General features: G+C 65.6%; 13 protein-coding genes and 1 pseudogene. 9 read left to right on the plus strand and 5 right to left on the minus strand.

Annotated elements, in window-relative coordinates; genetic code table 11:
- Positions 1-65: 65 nt before the first annotated feature.
- On the plus strand, positions 66-905 hold the full coding sequence (locus ACVT6V_RS30405) for an enoyl-CoA hydratase (RefSeq protein ID WP_489897766.1): 840 nt from the start codon (positions 66-68) through the stop codon (positions 903-905).
- A 67-nt stretch (positions 906-972) separates the two neighbouring features.
- Here the strand turns inward: ACVT6V_RS30405 and ACVT6V_RS30410 are convergent, their stop codons facing one another.
- Genes ACVT6V_RS30410 through ACVT6V_RS30425 form a run of 4 tightly spaced genes read right to left on the minus strand, consistent with a single transcriptional unit; the run spans position 973 to position 3,744 of the window.
- Complete coding sequence (locus ACVT6V_RS30410) at positions 973-1,812, minus strand: ABC transporter permease (protein WP_489897767.1); 840 nt, start codon at positions 1,810-1,812, stop codon at positions 973-975.
- Entirely contained in the window at positions 1,809-1,982 is a 174-nt protein-coding gene (locus ACVT6V_RS30415) for a hypothetical protein (protein WP_489897768.1), read from the minus strand. The genes ACVT6V_RS30410 and ACVT6V_RS30415 overlap by 4 nt, the downstream gene beginning before the upstream one ends.
- A 2-nt stretch (positions 1,983-1,984) precedes the next feature.
- The gene (locus tag ACVT6V_RS30420) at positions 1,985-2,674 is read right to left on the minus strand and encodes an ABC transporter ATP-binding protein (protein WP_489897769.1); all 690 of its coding nucleotides are present in this window, start codon (positions 2,672-2,674) and stop codon (positions 1,985-1,987) included.
- Between the two features lie 38 nt (positions 2,675-2,712).
- A complete protein-coding gene (locus ACVT6V_RS30425) occupies positions 2,713-3,744 on the minus strand; it encodes an ABC transporter substrate-binding protein (RefSeq protein WP_489897770.1) in 1,032 nt (343 codons plus the stop codon).
- 288 nt (positions 3,745-4,032) lie between these two features.
- Between ACVT6V_RS30425 and ACVT6V_RS30430 the strand changes: the two genes are divergently transcribed.
- The 6 genes and pseudogenes from ACVT6V_RS30430 (at position 4,033) to ACVT6V_RS30455 (ending at position 14,212) form a co-directional block, all read left to right on the plus strand.
- Positions 4,033-5,013, plus strand: coding sequence for a zinc-dependent alcohol dehydrogenase (locus tag ACVT6V_RS30430; protein WP_489897771.1), 981 nt, complete (start codon positions 4,033-4,035; stop codon positions 5,011-5,013).
- Between the two features lie 127 nt (positions 5,014-5,140).
- A complete protein-coding gene (locus ACVT6V_RS30435) occupies positions 5,141-7,492 on the plus strand; it encodes a sulfatase-like hydrolase/transferase (RefSeq protein ID WP_489897772.1) in 2,352 nt (783 codons plus the stop codon).
- Between the two features lie 115 nt (positions 7,493-7,607).
- A complete protein-coding gene (locus ACVT6V_RS30440) occupies positions 7,608-8,387 on the plus strand; it encodes an SDR family NAD(P)-dependent oxidoreductase (RefSeq protein ID WP_489897773.1) in 780 nt (259 codons plus the stop codon).
- A 102-nt stretch (positions 8,388-8,489) separates the two neighbouring features.
- Positions 8,490-10,322: an FAD-dependent oxidoreductase gene (locus ACVT6V_RS30445; protein WP_489897774.1), complete on the plus strand. Its 1,833-nt coding sequence runs from the start codon at positions 8,490-8,492 to the stop codon at positions 10,320-10,322.
- Positions 10,323-10,346: 24 nt separating this feature from the next.
- Positions 10,347-11,330 (plus strand): enoyl-CoA hydratase/isomerase family protein, encoded by a 984-nt coding sequence (locus ACVT6V_RS30450; RefSeq protein WP_489897775.1) that lies wholly within the window; start codon positions 10,347-10,349, stop codon positions 11,328-11,330.
- A gap of 37 nt (positions 11,331-11,367) precedes the next feature.
- Positions 11,368-14,212, plus strand: a pseudogene (locus tag ACVT6V_RS30455) (FAD-binding and (Fe-S)-binding domain-containing protein).
- Between the two features lie 473 nt (positions 14,213-14,685).
- Here the strand turns inward: ACVT6V_RS30455 and ACVT6V_RS30460 are convergent.
- A complete protein-coding gene (locus ACVT6V_RS30460; RefSeq protein ID WP_489897776.1) occupies positions 14,686-16,863 on the minus strand; it encodes a hypothetical protein in 2,178 nt (725 codons plus the stop codon).
- A 322-nt stretch (positions 16,864-17,185) separates the two neighbouring features.
- Between ACVT6V_RS30460 and ACVT6V_RS30465 the strand changes: the two genes are divergently transcribed.
- Both ACVT6V_RS30465 and ACVT6V_RS30470 read left to right on the plus strand, forming a co-directional pair.
- Positions 17,186-17,479 carry a hypothetical protein gene (locus ACVT6V_RS30465; protein WP_489897777.1) on the plus strand — a complete coding sequence of 98 codons (294 nt, stop codon included), beginning with the start codon at positions 17,186-17,188 and terminating at the stop codon, positions 17,477-17,479.
- A 161-nt stretch (positions 17,480-17,640) separates the two neighbouring features.
- Positions 17,641-18,261, plus strand: coding sequence for a TetR/AcrR family transcriptional regulator C-terminal domain-containing protein (locus ACVT6V_RS30470; RefSeq protein ID WP_489897778.1), 621 nt, complete (start codon positions 17,641-17,643; stop codon positions 18,259-18,261).
- Positions 18,262-18,430: the final 169 nt, after the last annotated feature.

An 18,430-nucleotide genomic window follows, 5' to 3' on the forward strand; every position in this document is an offset into this window, starting at 1 on the left:
TCGACTATCAATACCTTCGCATAATTTATCCTGATGAATTGCGTTTCGGGTGATAGTCTCCGACCATGACCGATCAGAATTCCTCTCCCGTGACGTACTCGGTTCGCGAACAGATCGCGTATGTGACACTCAACCGACCCGAGTACTCGAACGCACAGAACTCCGCGATGACCTACGCCATCGACGATGCCCTCACACGTGCCGTCAACGACGACGACGTCAAGGTGGTCGTGCTGGCCGGCACGGGTAAGCACTTCTGCGCCGGTCACGACATCGGCACGCCCGGCCGCGACGTGGACCAGAGTTTCGAACGACGCGCGATCATCCACTGGGACCACGTCGGCCGCGACGGCGTCGACGCGCGGTTTGCCCGCGAATCGGAGGTGTACCTGGGCATGTGCCGCCGGTGGCGCGAGATCCCGAAGCCGATGATCGCGAAGGTCCACGGTGCGTGTATCGCCGGCGGTCTGATGCTGGCGTGGGTGTGTGATTTCATCGTCGCCTCCGACGACGCGTTCTTCTCCGACCCGGTCGTCACGATGGGGATCCCGGGCGTCGAGTACTTCGCTCACCCGTGGGTGATGAGCCCCCGCGTGGCCAAAGAGTTCCTCTTCACCGGCGACCGATTCGACGCCCGCCGCGCACTGGACGCGGGGATCGTGAATCAGGTTGTCTCACAAGATCATCTGGATGACCGGGTCGACGACATCGCCATGCGGATCGCGAAGATGCCGGCATTCGGTCTCGCGCTGACCAAGAAGGCCGTCAATCAGGCCGAAGATCTGCAAGGCTTCCGGTCCGGCCTCGACTCGGTGTTCGGTCTGCACCACATGGGCCATTCCCACAATGCCGAGGTCGCGGGCGACTCACTGGGCGGGATGGATGCCCGCGGCATGAAGGGCTGAGACCATCTGTTACACATGGAAACCGGCTCCGGCGACGGTGTCGCCGGAGCCGGGGTAAAAGGGGTGGTCACTCCTGCCAGCGCAGGAGGCGACGCTCTACGTACTGGAAGACCGCGTTGACGAAGACCGCGATGATCACCAACTCGATGATGATCGCGAAGACCGTGTTGATCTGATAGCCCGACGAGAACAGGACGATGTCCTGACCGATGCCGTTGGTGGCCGCGATCATCTCCGAAGCGATGACACCCAGCAGCGAGTATGTGAACGTCAGGCGCAGGCCGGCGAACATCGTCGGCACCGCCGAAGGCAATACCACCTTCCAGACCAGAGCCGAGCGCTTCAGGCCCACGACGCGAGCCATGGTCATCAGGTCCGAGTCAACCGACTGGACTGCCGAGCGCGCGTTCTCCGCGAGGATGAAGAACACGATGGTCACAGCGAGGAAGACTTTCGCATTCATCGTCAGACCGAACCAGGCGATGAACATCGGCGCCAGCGCGATACGCGGGATGCTGTTCAGTGGGACGAGGAACGGACCGAAGATGTCGTTCGCCCAGTGACTCAAGCCCAACACGAACCCGCACACGGTGCCGAGGATCGAACCGATGACGAACGCGAGCGCGACCGCCTGGAATGTGGCGGTCAGCGACGCCAAGCCATCCGCCGACGGAACGTATTCGAAGAACGCCGTCCACACTTCGCTCGGTCGCCCGAACAGCAACGGGTCGATCAGTTCCGTGCGTGACGCCCATTCCCAGATGCCCAAGAACGCCACGACGACGGCCACCTGGATCGCGGCTACCGCCAAGCGGTGCTTGACCTTCGAGGGGGGCTTGGCCGGCGCGTCGGTCTGGCTCGAAGCTGCCGACGAAGCGTTGGCCACCCTCTCGTCTGCGACGGTCATCGCCCTGTCACCTCCTCCTCGGACGCGATGGCACCTTCCAGGCTGTCGAACAGCGACTGGGTGATCTCGCGAAACTCTTCGGTGTATCGGACCTCACCGAGATGATCAGCGCGTGGCCGGGGTAGGTCGACGATGATGTCCTTGGCGATCCGCCCCGGGCGCGGCAGCATGATCACCACCCGGTCGGCGAGCAGGACCGCCTCGTCGAGGTCGTGAGTGACGAAGATGACGGTCTTGCGGGAGTCGCCACCGCCTTCCCAGATGCGGAGGAACTCACCTTCCAGGGTGAGCTTGGTACGCGCATCCAGGGCGGCGAAGGGTTCGCCATCAAGAGGATCGACGGGTCGGATGCCAGCGTGCGGGCCAGCGCCACTCGCTGACGCATACCCTGGGAGAGCTGGTTGCGGTACTGGGTGTGCTTGTCGCGCAGACCGACGAGGTCGAGCATCTCATCGGCGCGTTCGCGCCGACGCTGTCGATCCCAGCCCCGAACCTCGAGCGGCAGCTCCACGCTGCGACGAGCGCTTCGCCACGGCAGCAAAGCATCCCGAGCGAACTTGTATCCGATGTCCAGGTTGGGCAGGCGTGGCGGTTTACCACTGACCTCCACCGTCCCGGCGGTGGGCTTCACCAGCCCTGCGATCATGTTCATCAAAGTCGTCTTGCCGCACCCACTGGCCCCGACGAGCGCCACGAACTGCCCATCCGGAATCTCCAGGTTCACATTGTCAAGTGCCACTACGCTCGACGCCGCACCGGTGTCGTTCTTCGCCTGCTTTGGCAGATCGAACACCTGACGAATGTTCGTGAAACTCACTTTGGGTTCGGCGACAGTGTTGCCCGCTTGTGTGGCCGCGCTCATAGCGGACCCGTCCTTTCGTACATTGCCGATCGCCGTGGTCATGACTGGCGCCCGACAGTGTTGACGATCGCCGTCGCATCAAGCGCCGGTTGCGGCTTGACGATGCCCAGCTTCTCGTACTCGTCAAAGGTCTTCTGGATGGTGTCGGTCGACAGGTCGGCAGAGTAGCCCTTCTTGTATGTCTGCAGCACGGCCTCGGCGACATTCTCATCGCGGATCCCGCTGTCTTTCATCGAGATCTGCAAAACCTCGTCATGATTCGCCGGGTCGTTGATGTAGTCGAGTGCCGCCGCGGTCCCATCGCAGAACGCCTTCGCTGTCTCGGGGTGCTCCGCCAGCCAAGCCTTCGGTCCGACCCAGGGGCTGCCGTACAGCTGCCCGTAGAGGTCGCTGCTGTCAGGCATGTACACCAACTCCTTGGCGATGCCCGTCTCGACGAGCATCTGCGTGCCGGACGGGCTCGACTGCGCCACATCGACACTGCCGTTCTGCAGCGATGCCTGAGTGACCGAGTTACTGCCGCCGATGTTAACCCAGGTCATATTCGACGCCCCGCCCTTCGTGAGAGCCGCGTCGAGCATGACCTGGAAGCCGCTGCCGACCGGGGTTTGTGCGCCGACCTTGAGGCCACTGAGCGCTTTGAACACCTCGTCCGCGGTGGCGCCGTCGTGTACCGAGGGAAGCTTGGTGTCGGCAGGCGCCACGATGGAGGACTGCGTGACGTCGAGGCCACCGCAGAACGCCTGGACCTGGCTACCCGCCTGAATGCCCTGCCCGAGGGTCGAGGTGCTCATCAGCCCGGCCTGTGACTTGGTGGCCTCGAGTGCCTGAATACCCTGCAGATTGTTCGGTTGGGAGATGATGTTGATCTTCACCCCCTCGTTGGCGAAGAACCCCTTCTCCTGGGCGACGATCACCGGAAGTCGATAGGCAACGCTCGGGTACATCATCACCTGCATGCTCCCCGCGTCGGCGGAGCTGCCGCCGCTGCCGCAGGCTGCGATACCCGCGGCGAGGGCCGCGGCGAGGGCCGCGGCGCCGATCAGCGCCGTCAATTTTTTCGGGCTCATGGTTTTCCTTCCGGGGTGGCTTTAGGTCGCGAAACTATGGCGACGGTCACAGGTGAGTGAGTATCATGAGGAATAGGTTGTCAACCCTGGATCACATCGATTTCGTATCGAGATGGGCATCACAATCGCGGGCCGCGTGGCCGAATGAGACGACCCGCCGACCGGGACCGATGAGTGACGCTTGACACAGGCAGCTATTTATCATCATGATTTACCGTCTGCCGGGTTCGGCCCGGGTCGCCTCCTACCTGTCACAAGAGCGTGACACCGACAAATGAAAGGTCTGCAATGCGATCAGTCCTGCTCACGGGCCCGATGCGGTTCCGCGAAACCGACCTTGCGACCGAGCCTGTGCCCGGCCCAGGCGAAGCGACCGTCCGAGTCCTCGCCGGCGGCATCTGCGGCAGCGACGGACCATTCGTGCGCGGAGTCCCGGCACGATTCGGCGGTGACGCCCATCCCGACGGCATCGCACCCGCCGGGTCGCCGATGCACGAGATCGCAGGCCGAATCGTCGACCCCGGCACCTCCGAGTTCCGGCCGGGAGACCACGTCGTCGGCTGGGCGACAGGCTTCGACGGCATGGCCGAAATCGTGACCACCGACGCCGACTCACTCGCCGTCCACTCGGACCGATGGTCGCCGGCCGAAGCAGTACTACTGCAACCCCTCGCATGCGTGCTCTACGCCGTCGAACGCCTCGGCGACGTTGCCGGACGACGCTGCACGGTCCTCGGCCTCGGCCCCATCGGCCTGCTCTTCGCGCACGTACTGAACATGTCAGGAGCGCACGTCGACGGCGTCGATCTCGTCGACCGCGCCGAGGTCGCATCCGCCGCGGGACTCCGGTCGGTGACCCGTTCACACAGCGCGGCCTGGGCCGCATGCATCGAGGACGCCGACCGTCCAGGAGTCATCGTCGAAGCCATCGGACATCAGACCGCGACGCTCAACCACGCGATCGACGCCGTCGCACCGCAAGGGACCGTGTTCTACTTCGGCGTCCCCGACGAAGACCACTACGCCATCGACATGGAACGGATGGTCCGCAAGGATCTCACCCTGATGGCCGGCGGCACGCGAGACCGCCGACGAACTCTGGGAGCCGCCGACGAGTACCTGAAACGCCATCCTGATCTGATCCCGACCATGCTCACACATGCGTTCCCGGTCAGCCGGGTCGCCGAAGCGTTTGAAGCGGCGATGACCCCGTCGACCGGCCGTCACAAGGTCGTCATCACCATGGCCGAGTGGTCATCCGAGTCGTGACGGCACCGGCAATCGGCATGCGCACACCCCGTTCCCCCCGACTACGCGCCGCGGTGTGGCCGCAACCGGGTCCGGTTCCGGCCGAGTGACCGTTGACACAGCCGCGTCTAATTCTCATAATGAATTAGTGATAACCAGTCCGGGCCGTCCGCCCTACGAAGGCTTTGCAGGACAAGCACATCGGACATTCGGGGCATCGATACCGTCCTGGCCGACACGGCCCACGCCACCCGAGGGCGCGCCGAATGTCATCGTCATGTTGGCCGACGACGTCGGTTTCTCGGACCTCGGCTGTTACGGATCCGAGATCGAGACACCGGCGCTGGATGCGATCGCCCAGGATGGATTGCGGTACGCCAACTTCCACGTGACGTCGCTCTGCTCCCCCACTCGCGCCGCCTTGTTGACCGGGCGCAACCAACACGCGGTCGGGGTCGGCATGGTCAGCAACAACGACCCCGGCTTCCCCGGCTACGCGGGCGAGTTGCCGGAGAATCAGCCGACTATCGCGGAAGTCTTCCGCCACAACGGCTATTCCACGATGATGGTCGGCAAATGGCACCTGAGCAAGGACTCGGAGATGCACGATGCGGCGTCGAAGCACTCATGGCCGTTGCAGCGTGGGTTCGACCAGTACTACGGATTCCTCGAAGCCATGACGAACTTCCACCACCCGCACCGCCTGTACGAGGGCAACTCTGCGGTCGACACCGACTCGTACCCCGAGGACTACTACCTGACCACCGACCTGACCGATCGCGCCCTGTCCATGATCCGGGCCACCAAGTCGGCCAACCCGGCGAAACCGTTCTTCATGTACTTCGCCCACGGCGCATGCCATGCCCCCCTGCAGGCGCCGCGCGAGGACATCCTGCGCCACCGCGGTAAGTACGACAAGGGCTGGGACGCCATCCGCGATGAGCGTCTCGCGAGACAGGTCGAGCTCGGCCTCGTGCCTCCCGGAACGCGACTGCCGCCGCGAAACTCGGAGGAACACCTCGATGTCGCGGAATGGGACTCACTGCCCGAAGATCAACGGCGAGTGATGGCTCGATACATGGAGGTCTACGCCGCCATGGTCGAGTCCATCGACACCAGCGCCGCTCGTCTGCGCACCCTGTTGGAGGAGCTCGGTGAGTGGGACAACACCGTGTTCCTGTTCTTGAGCGACAACGGCGCGTCGAGAGAGGGGCTGAGCCACGGGTCCAACTTCTACCAGAGGCTGAGCTCGCCGACGACGTCGTCATCAGAGGTCACCGAGCAGGACTTCCAGATGTACTCCGATGACGAGATCGGCGGACCGCAGAGCTGGGCACACTACCCGCGCGGATGGGCGATGGCGTGCAACACACCTTTTCGCTTGTACAAGATCACCACTTATCGCGGCGGCCATACGGTTCCGATGATCCTGCGGTATCCGGAGAAGGTGGCCCCGGTCGGCTCGGTGATCTCGCGCCAGTACGTGCATGTGACCGACATCCTGCCGACTCTGACCGAGCTCATCGGACTCGATTCGCCCGCAGAGCGATCCGGTGAGGCGGCAAACCCGGTCGACGGTACCAGCTTCGCCGCGATGCTCGCCGATCCCGGCGCACTGTCGAACCACTCCGAGCAGTACTACGAGTGCAACGGCAACCGCGGCTATTACAAGGACGGCTGGGAAGCCGTGACGATGCGAGAATCACTGCAGCCGTCGGCGTCGCTGCCGAACCGAACGGATCTCGTGCCGCTCTCCGCAGAGCCATGGGCGCTGTTTCACGTCGACGAGGACCTCAACCAACTCCACGACGTGGCTGCCGACAATCCCGGTCTGCTCGAAGAACTCAAACGCGCATGGGACGAGGCCGCGTGGGCCAACCAGGTCTTCCCGATCAACGAAGGCGCCGGCGGTAATCACCTCCGCCGTCCACCCGGTGACGCCGTCCTCGAACAACCCCTGGACATCCTCTCGGGAACACCGACGCTCGAGCGCTACCGGTCGCTACGGCTCATCGCCGGGCGCCCTTTTCGCATCATCGTCGAGGCCGAGGTCGAAGCGACATCGTCCGGGGTGCTGGTCGCACATGGTGGCCAGGAGTCCGGCTACGTGCTGTACCTCGAGGACGGCCGAATCCACCTCGTGCAGAACTTCTTCGGAGACATGACCGAGCTCACCGCGGCAACACCCACCGGCAGCGTGGAGTTCGTCGTCGATGTCGGTCTCCCCGATACAACGACGTGGTCGGTGACACTATCGGCGAACGGCGACGCGGTCGCGTCCGGCATCATGCCCGCATTACGTGGCATGACCCCGTTCCAGGGCATCGACGTCGGCGCCGACCGACGCTCGCCGGTGTCCTGGTCCATCTACTCCCGACACCGAGCCTTCCCGTTCGATGGCACCTTGCGCAAGGTCCGCTACGAGCCCGGCGTCCGCTCCCGCGCAGCCCTCGAGACGCTCATCGAAGAGGCGATCGCCGTCGGTGCCGCACTCGAGTGACCCCGCGCACGGTAGCCGTCACGTAGCTTTCGTCAATCCCCACCAAGCGATCGGACCGGCTACCGCCCCAACGATTTCCGGGCCCGCCGGCCCGGCATGCAGATAGGAGCTTTCCATGACCACCATCCCCCGTCCGGATGCCCACGCGCCCGACGCCGTCGCGATCGTCACCGGAGGTGGCTCGGGCATGGGTGCGGCGACGGCCCGACTCCTCGCACGCAACGGCGCTCGCGTCCTGGTCGCCGATCTCGACGCCGAGCACGGATCGGCGGTGGTCGACGAGATCCTCGCCGATGGCGGTGCGGCCACGTTCATGCGTGTCGACGTGTCGAACGAGGCGGACGTGGCCGGCATGGTCACCACGGCGGTCGAGAAGTGGGGGCGCCTCGACTGGGCGGTGAACAATGCTGCACTGCCACCCGACTCGGCGCCGATCGTCGACCTCGACATCGCGACGTTCGACCGCATCATCGCAGTCAACCTGCGCGCGGTCGCCCTGTGTCTCAAGCACGAGCTGCGGCAGATGGTGACGCAGCAATCGGGTTCGATCGTCAACCTCGGTTCGGTGAGTTCGGTCAAGGCTCGAGCACACAATCCGGCTTACGTCGCGAGCAAACACGGCGTCGTGGGGCTGACGAAAGCGGCGGCGCTCGAGCACGGTCGAGACCAGATCCGGGTGAATGCGGTCCTTCCCGGCGGCATCGACACCCCGATGATCCGTGCCGCACGCGCGGCCTCGGGCGTCACCCCGCCGGACGAGTTCGGGCTGAGCCTGTTCGGCCGTCTGGGCACCCCGGAAGAGATCGCCGAGGCATGCCTGTGGCTCTGCTCGGACCGATCGTCGTACGTGACCGGACACAGCTTGGCCGTCGACGCAGGCTTCCTGGCCCGCTGACCAGGTGTTTCAAACGCAGATATCAACTCGATGGTATTTGCTCATGATAAATAGAGTATTGTGTGCTGGAGCACACAAGAGCAACGGATAGTGAGGGTTTTCATGAAGCTGCAGAAGCGAACAGCCGGACATCGCGGCAGCGTCGGCTCGGCGGCCGAGTTCGACGTCCCGACCGAAGTCGACGTCGTCGTGGTGGGCTCGGGTGCATCCGGCATGGCGGCTGCCCTCAGTGCCGCCGCGAAGGGCGCCAGTGTCCTGGTCCTCGAGTCCGAACACCTCGTCGGCGGGACCTCCGCGATCTCCGGCGGCGCCATCTGGGTCCCGAACCACGGCTACTCATACGGGGCACTCGGGGCCGCCGACTCTCCCGAGGAGGCGCGGATCTACCTGATGGGCGAGGGCCGCGACGACTCCCTCGACCCGGACGTCATCGACGCGTTCCTCGACTCCTCTCCGAAGGTCGCCCGCTTCGTGGAAGACCGAACCGGGCTGCGCTGGATTCCCGTGGCGTGGCCGGACTACACGTCCGACATCCGGGGCGCGTCGAACTTCCGCTCGCTGTTCCCCGCACCCTTCTCGCCCGACGGCCTGGGCGAGGACGCCGCACTCGTGCGCCCTCCCAAGAAGTCCGGCATGGCACGCAACCCATTGCCGTTGTGGCTGATGAACGGCATCCAGAGCGTGTGGCTCGGCGGCTACGCCCTGATCGGAGCGCTCCTCGAGGGCGCGCTCGACGTGGGGGTTCAGGTTCGTACCGAGACCCGTGTCACCCGACTGTTGCAGAACGGCGGCGCCGTCACCGGTGTCGAGGTCGAGACCCCAGAGGGCACCGTCACCGTCTCGGCAGCACGCGGTGTCATCCTGGCCTCCGGAGGTTTCGAGGGTTCCGCCGACCTGACCTCCAAGCATCTCGGCGGCCAGTTCCCGGTCCAGGTGAGCGTCAAGGGTCACCGAGGCGACGCAGTCCAGATGGCCGCCGACGTGGGCGCCGACCTCGTCGGAATGGATCAGGCGTGGTGGATGCCGGGTATCCAGGTGCCGGGTGAAGAACTCGACGGCACTCCGATCAGTCGTCTCGTCCAGGGTGAGCGCGCACTGCCGCACACCATCATGGTCAACCGCAACGGTGAGCGTTTCGGCAACGAAGCCGCGTCCTACAACGATCTCGGCGCTGTGATGCGCGCGGCCGACCCCGAGACCGGCGAGATGATCAATGAGACCGCGTGGATGATCTTCGACGAGTACTACCACCAGCGGTATGCGTTCCTCAGCACTCCGCCGGGCGGTCAGTATCCGTCGATCGTCGAGAGCGCGCCCACGCTGGAAGCGCTGGCACGCAAGTGCGGCATCGACCCGGCCGGCCTCACCAAGACGGTCCGCGACTACAACCCCGAGGCCGCCAAAGGTCGTGACCCCTGGTTCGGCCGCGGCACCACGACGTTCGAACGCTTCTTCGGCGACCACAACCCGTTCCTGGGTCGGCTTTCGTGGAACGCCTGGTCGCCGCGCCTCGCCGAGCGCAGCCGGATGGCCCTCGCCAAGCTCATCGGCCCCATCGCCGGCTTCGTGATGGCCTTCTTCTCCAAGTCCCGTCGGGGTGACCTGATGCGCCGCTGCCTGGTCCGGCCGCTCGCCATGATCATGCGTCCCGCGCTGAAGAACCCCGCATCGGGAGCCCTCGGTCCGGTCGACCAGCCGCCCTACTATGCGGTGAAGATCGAGGCGAGCGCGATCGGCACCCTCGGCGGTCCGCGCACCGATGCCAAAGGCCGCGTGCTCGATCTCGAAGGTGGCGCGATCACCGGTCTGTATGCAGCCGGAAATGTCGGTGGTGCAACCACTCTCGGATTCTACGGAGGCGCAGGCGGCACGATCGTCCTCGGAGTCGTGTTCGGGTATCTTGCCGGAGAAGACGCGGCCACCCGGTCGGTCTGACACTCGACGACAGGGAGACGAACTGTGTCCACCGATTCCGTATTGACGATCGTGGACCTCAGCGCTCCCGGGGCGCCGCCGAACGATCTCGACTCGTTTGGCGGCGTCACCGTCGCGGTCAATCCGGGTGTCTCGATCCCGGTAGGGTCCGTCGCCGACGCGTGGGAACAACGCGCATCGTTCACAATCGGCGAGGCCGCAGGCGACGACCACCGTGTGGTCCGCGTCGATTCGGTCGACGAGGCGCTCGACCAGATCCGCGAGACGGTGTCGGCGAACCCCACCGCCGCCCAGATCTGCGACGACGTGCTGCGCGCCAACGTCCCCGGTACCGGTACACGACAGGGACTCACCACCGAGTCGCTCGCCTATTCCACGCTGCAGGCCGGTCCGGAATTCGCGCGATGGCTCGCGGGCAAAGGTCGCTGCGCTCGCCACGAGCAGGACGATGCCGTGCTGCTCGAGCGCGACGACGACACCATGCGGATCACCTTCAATCGGCCCGACCGGCACAACGCGTTCAGCAACGTGCTGCGCGCGGGCCTCATCGACGGACTGCACGCAGCGCTCGCCGATGCCTCGATCACCTCGGTCGTGTTCACCGGCAATGGTCGATCATTCTGCAGCGGAGGAGATCTCGTCGAGTTCGGACTCCTGTCCGATCCAGCCGACGCGCATCTGGCTCGGACCCGGTACAGCCCGGCACTGCTGCTCGACGCAGTTCGGGAACGACTCGGGTCTCGGTTCCGCGCCGAGATCCATGGCGCCGTGCTCGGCAGCGGCCTGGAGATGGCCGCGTACTGCGGGTCCGTCGTCGCCCGCCCTGACGCCGTGTTCGCGCTGCCCGAGCTGGGCCTGGGCCTCATCCCCGGCGCGGGTGGTACGGTGAGCATTCCACGACGCGTCGGACGTTGGCGCACTGCGTATCTCGCGATGTCCGGACGGCGGATCGACGCGGATACCGCACTGGCATGGGGATTGGTCGACAGCATCGTCGACGCCTCGTGACCAGGACATCTATTCATCTTCTTGGACGGGCAATCGAATGACTTCTGGGTCCGATCACCTCTGCACCGGACTCCGCGCTGCCGGACTCGAGGTCCGAGCCGACGTCGGCGCCCGGGCGATGTACTCGTCGGATGCATCCCTCTATCGCGTTCCACCGAGGGCCGTGGTGCGCCCACGTGGCGTGGACGACGTCTTTGCCGCGTTATCCGTCGGGCGCGAGTACGGCGTGCCCATCACCGCGCGCGGTGCCGGCACGTCGGTTGCGGGCAACGCCGTCGGACCCGGGATCGTCCTCGACTTCTCCCGGCACCTCAATCGGGTCATCTCATTTGATCCGATCTCACGGACTGCGGTCGTCGAGGCCGGGGCGGTGCAGGCCACCCTCCAGAAGGCGGTCGCCGCAAGCGGTCTGCGCTTCGGTCCGGACCCGTCGACGCATGCCCGCTGCACGATCGGCGGGATGATCGGCAACAACGCGTGCGGCTCCCGCTCCCTCGCCTACGGACGAACATCCGACAACATCGCGGGGCTCGAAATGGTCACCGCGAACGGCGACCGGCTGGTGACCGGGTACGACGTGTCGGGAGCGTTCACTCGTGGCGCCGAGGCTCTGCTGGCCGCGGTTCGCACCGCGATGTCGCCGCATCTGGCGACGGCGCGCACCGAGTTCGATCGGTTCGGCCGTCAGGTGTCCGGCTACGCCGTGCACCACTTGCTCCCTGAGCGCTTCGATCTGACACAGGCTCTCGTCGGATCAGAAGGAACCCTGGGCGTCGTCACGCAGGCAACCGTGAAGTTGGTGACCGACGCGCCGGTGCGAGTGGTCGTCGTCCTCGGTTTCGCGACGATCGTCGATGCCGGGCGGGCCGCCCCGGCCGTCGTCGAGCACCGACCGACAGCGTGCGAAGGACTCGATTCCCGGTTGGTTGACGTCCTTCGCTCCCGACGCGGCGACAGCGCAATCCCCGACCTGCCTACTGGACGGGCATGGCTGTTCGTCGAGCTGGCCGGTGAACACCTCGACGACGTTCGCGCACGCGCCGAGGCGCTGGCCGGGGCCGGGCTCGGCGAATCGGCCATCGTTGTCACCGACCCCGTCGTCGCGGCTGGTCTATGGCGGATCCGCGAAGACGGCGCCGGACTCGCCGGCCGCGCACCCTCCGACAAGCCGGCGTGGCCGGGCTGGGAGGACGCCGCGGTGCCGCCCGCTCAACTCGGCGACTACCTCGCCCGTTTCGACGACCTGGTCGCCGACTACGGGATGACGTCGGCACCCTTCGGCCATTTCGGTGAGGGATGCATGCACGTGCGTCTCGATTTCCCTCTCGACCGCCCCGACGGCACCCGGGTGATGCGCGAATTCCTCACCGACGCAGCGCGCCTCGTCGGCGGATTCGGCGGCTCACTGTCGGGGGAGCACGGTGACGGCCGAGCCCGATCCGAACTCCTGCCCCACATGTTCTCGGCGGACGCGATCGCCTTGTTCGGGGCCGTCAAGCACGCATTCGACCCGTCGAATCTGCTCAACCCCGGTGTGCTCGTCGATCCGGAGTCGATCGACGCCAATGTGCGCCCGGCGGCCCGGTTCCCAGCCCTGGATCTCGCGTTGGCCTACCCGCACGATGGCGGGAGCCTGACGCAGGCCGTTCACCGCTGCACCGGAGTCGGCAAATGCCGGGCAGACAACTCCGGGACCGGCGGCGTCATGTGCCCGTCGTACCAGGCGACTCGCGAGGAGAAGGACTCCACGCGGGGACGGGCCCGGGTTCTGCAGGAGGTGGTTCGCGGCGAGTTGTCGTGGCGCGATCCGTCGGTGCACGACGCGATGGACCTGTGCCTCTCGTGCAAAGGCTGCTCATCCGACTGCCCCACCGGCATCGACATGGCCACGTACAAGTCCGAGGTGCTGCACCAGAAGTATCGGGGCCGTGTGCGGCCCCGCTCCCACTACAGCCTGGGCAAGCTGCCGATGTGGGCGCGCCTCGCCGGGCGACTGCCGCGTCTGACAAATTTACTGGTGTCAGCCCCTGGCATCGCACAGGTCTCGCTGTTGGCATCGGGCGTCGACGCCCGCCGATCGATCCCGCGCTTCGCTCGACGCCCGTTCCGACGCACCTTCCGACCGGTGGCCAGCGACCGGACACCGGTCCTGCTGTTCGCCGATTCGTTTTCGGACGCTTTCGATCCCGAGGTCGCCGAAGCCACGGTCCGGGTGCTTCGCGCAGCGGGCTACGAACCGCAACTCCCCTCATCCCGGGTCTGTTGCGGCCTCACCTGGATCACCACTGGTCAACTCGACTCCGCGCGAAACATCCTGCGCCGGACCGTGGCCGCGCTCACCGACGACGCGTCAGGCGATATCCCGATCGTCGGGGTCGAACCTTCCTGCACTGCCGTGCTACGCAAGGACATCCACGATCTGCTACCCCGACGACAAACGCGCCGCGGCGGTGTCAGCTCGGGTCCGCACACTCGCCGAATTGCTGAGCAACACACAGAGTTGGTCACCACCGGACCTCACCGGTATCGAGGTCATCGCTCAACCACACTGCCACCATCACTCCGTGCTCGGTTGGGAGGCGGATGCACAACTCCTCAAGTCCAGCGGCGCGCGGGTCCACACGGTGGCCGGCTGCTGTGGACTCGCCGGAAACTTCGGTGTCGAACGGGGCCACTACGAGGTGTCGGTCGCCGTGGCCGAGCAGAACCTACTCCCCGCGGTCGACGCCGCTCCGAACGCTGTGGTTCTCGCCGACGGGTTCTCGTGCCGAACGCAGCTCGCCGACCTGCGTCACCGACCGGCTCTGCATCTCGCGCAATTGATCGATTCGGCTTCGGCTCGTCTCGCTGTCGCCGGGGGTGACGCGTCGCCGATTGATTGAGCCTCGTCACGTGTGGTGTCCTGAGGCGCTTCGTGCCGCCGGACCACTACGAGCGAAACATGCTCCTGCACAAGGGCCGTCGGAGGTTCGAGCGTACGCAGTCATATTGCTGGCGCATCGAAATCGGCAGGCAGGTCCTCGGTTTGTGTGCTCAAACGGATCATGCGGGGAAGGCTGCTGGTCTCCTGCGGCGACTGGACCGGACCTGACGCGCACGTTGATACCGAATCAACCCGAGTGGACAGCCTCTCGGGTCGGCCGGCGGTGCAAACCCATGAACATCGCCGCTGACACCGAAACATGCTCTATGCCAACCGATTTTGTCATCAGCTGCTACGCGACGCCGAAGGTGTCCAGATCAGCGTCCGTATCCCCCCGCAGGTCATCGTTTGGGCAGCAACTCGGATTCCGGACCGTCCTCCCGCGCTTCGACCCGACCGGGCGTGTCAGTCACATAGACGGTTGTCAACCATCTACTCGCCGCCGGCCGCTCCGGCGCCGTCGCCATCATCGTTGGTTGAGCCGCCGTCGTCGGGGACGGCGGCGTCGGAGCCTGCAGCGTCGGAACCTGCAGCGTCGGAACCAGCACTATCGGAACCCGAAGCTCCGGAACCGGCATTCTCCGAGCCGGCGTCATCGGAACCACCTGTGTCGCTGCCGACGTCCGGCGTTTCATCCGTCGATGCGCCATCATCCGCGCGGTGCTTGCCGACGTAGGGCGTGGAGTCATCCCCATCGGCGGCCTGCGAGGCCTGCGCCTCGGGCAGTGCATGCCGACCGGTACTGGCCTGTGCGGCAACGTCGATCGCACTCGGCTCGATGGCGGTCGGCGGCGTCGCGACGGCCTGACTGAGGTTCTCCGTGTTGTCGGCGAGGTTCTCGGTGACCTCGGCAACCTTCGTGGAGGCGTCGGCGAGTCGGGCCGAACCCTGATTCACCGCTTCGGTGGCGGCGTCGGCGAGTGCCTGCGAGATCTGCGTGGCCGTCGGCGTCACGTACTCGGTGAACAGTGGGCTGAGCACCTTCTCGAGAGTGCCGATCGGGTCGCTCAGAACGCCCCCGCTGGGGTCCTCGATCTGGGCCAACTGGAACAGCATCTGGGGTGTCAGGGTGATGACGGAGGTGGGTACGTCACCGAGCAGCTGCGAAATGCCGTCCGGGATCGCGGAAGACGTGCCCGACGGTGCCGAACCCACTTGGAATCCAGGGAGTCCGACACCCATGAGCGACGGCCCGCTCATACCGAACCCGCTGGGACCGGCGTTGACCGAGCCCAGTGAATACACCACGGGCACAGTCACATCACCGAGGGTGATCGTGGCGATCGTCCATCCGGAGTTGTACGCGAAGCCATCCGGTCCGAGGTGACCGGACTCCAACAGCGAGGTCTGCTGCGCGCCGAGCCCCAACCCGGGCAGCGACCAGGTCGACGAACGGCTCCCGAGCACTGAGTCCACCGACTGGCCGCTGGTCGTCACGAGGCCGGGGCTGAGTTGCGTCCCGGTGGTGAACAGGTTGTCGGGCAGGCTGACGCCCGCGGCGTAGAGCGGGATGGTGGCGACCTGATCGTCAGCGCCGCCCACCCCGGGTACGACAACCTGGGTCGCGGCGGCCAGCCATCCGGCCTGGCCGCCGAGCGGTCCGCTGTAGACGCCGCCCGCCTCGCGCTGGATGATCGAGAATCCACCCACCTCGATGCCGTCGAGTGCGGACAGCGCGTTGGCGACTCCGGTGTTGGGGTCATAAGTGGTGGTGTAGACCAGGTCGCCGTTGGCGTCGGTTTTCTGTACCCACTTCACGCAGAGGAACCCGCAACTCTTCCACGATCCATTCGCCACCACCAGCGCATCCGGCTCGTTCAGATCCTGACCGAACAGATCCTTGAGCTGCTCCGAGGTGATTCCGTCCATGGTCACGCGATCCTGGTTGACCCACGTGGTGCCGCCGGCGCCCAACCAGCTGAAAGTTCCCGTCCAGTTCGAGGTGGTGCGGCTGCCGGTCCAGAAGCCCAGCGTGTCGTCGATCGACGGGATTCCGGTGAGTTGGCCGGCATGTTGGTCAACTCGGTCATTGCCGACGACCCCGGCGACGTCGGCCGTTGTGTTGCGCAGGGCCGTGTTGACGTTGACGAGATTGAGCTGGACCAGCGCCGATCCCATCTTCGTGTACACCGTCGCCCCGCTGCCGAGGGTGTCGGCCAGCGGGAGTGCGGCAAGGGCCTGCGCCACCTGCGGGCTGATCCCGGACAGCGCGGTCGAGGCACCCGGAACGTGGCTGGTGTCGGGGACGGCGAGCAAGAGTTGGCCGCCCTGGGTGAGCGCCTCGAGGAAGTTGAGCTGCTCGGTGCTGGTCGACGACTCGCTGGTGACCACCGGCACCCAGCCCTCGGGCAAAACCGACCCGGCCGGTGCCAGCATCGCGATCTGGGTACGCCCGAGGTTGTCGGCGATGGCGATCAGATTCTCGACGGTGGTGTAGCTGTTCTGTGAGATCGCCTGCGCCTGGATTGTCTCGGCGCCCGCCGCACCCGTGGCTCCGACGCCGACCGCGATACCGGCGCCCAGGGCCACCACTGCCTTCTGCACACGCCGCGACTTCCGGACCTCGCTACGCTCCTGCGCTCGCCGCGCTTTCCGGTTGCCTGCCAGCATGATGTAGTTCCCTCCCGATCACCGATTGACCCCGCGTCAACACGGCGATTGAAGATATACAGGACGTGCTTAGCGATCGAGAACTTCGGGCGGGCTGATTACCTCATTTGGGGGAACAGGGTTACCGACGAAGAACTATTGCACTTCCCCATGTCGTCGACTCGTTCTATCGACGGCCGAAACGTTCGGCCGCGTGAGCAAAGGACTCGGCCATGAACACAACCTCGATCGACGTCGACCGCATTCCAGTATCCGGCGACTTGGACGCAACCCACACTGCTCATTCCGCGCCGGCCTGGCCGGCAGGTCCGGCGTGACTCGAGTGATTACGCGAGCAGCGTCCACCGCAGCACTGTCCCTCGGCATTCTCCTCGGCGGCACCGCAGTCACCTCGGCCGGCGGCACGCTGCCCGACGGCAACGGCAACACGCTGTGCAAGGGCTTCGGCCATTGCATCATTCTTGAAACCGAATGCGCTGGTATGTACATCGACTACGTCGACCCGCAAGGCACGACCTACGGCAAGTGCTCACCCAAGAAACATAAGGCGATGCCGGGGTTGGTGGCACCCGTCCCACGAACCGCACCAGACGGAGCTTTCCAGGCACCCTCGTAGCAGGTCCCCTCGCGGTCGGCAGGGCCTGCAGCCGACCGCGAGACGGCGGCCGCCGGCGGCCGATCAGCGCGGTGCTGCTGCTCCGGTGGTGCTGCTGTTCTGTGCGCGCGATCCACGATTTATTGTTTGCCATACAAACAACTATGTGCGACGATTCTCGGGTGACCACCCCCGCACGCGCCACCCGTGAAGCCGGCAAGGCAACGCGCCTGGCGCTGCTCCGCGCCGCCACCTCGGTGTTCACCGAGCACGGCGAGACCGCGTCAGTAGCGCAGATCTGCAAGCAGGCCAATACCTATCCCAACCAGGTCACGTACTACTTCGGCTCCAAGGAACACCTGTTCGTCGAAGTGGCCTGTGCCGCAGTTCTGCGCGCCGGACGACACGCCGAAAACGCCGCCCAGGCCGCGACGACCGTCGGCGAGTACACCCACGCACTGATCTCCACACTGCTCGGCGAGCAGGCACGCAACGTCGAACTGTTCACGACAGCGATGTCGATGGCGTCGCGGCGAGCCGACCTGCGCCCTGCGATCGCGGAGACGCTGACCGTGCTGCACGAGCGCGGCGCCGACGCACTGATGCGCACGCTGGTGCGCACCGGGTGGGAATTGCGGGCACCCATCGACGTCGAGGCAAAGGCCTTCTGGTCGGCGATCTTCGGGCTCATCATCCAGCAGGCAGCGGCAGGCACCGAGCTCGACAGCGACATCGAGGGCGCCGTCAAGATCGTGTTCACCAATCTTCAGATTCCCGACAGTGTTCTGCAGCATGCGATCTAAGGGGTCTCGATACGGTGCTCGCCTCGCGGCTCGCACCTACTCGACCAGCGGGAGCTTCTTCGGTGGTCGAGTAGCCGTCGAGCCGCTAGGCGAGACAGCGTATCGAGACCAGTCGCAACAGGTCTCGATACGGCCACTCACTTCGTTCGCGACCTACTCGACCAGCGAA

The organism is Gordonia sp. LMA167 (assembly GCF_058130025.1).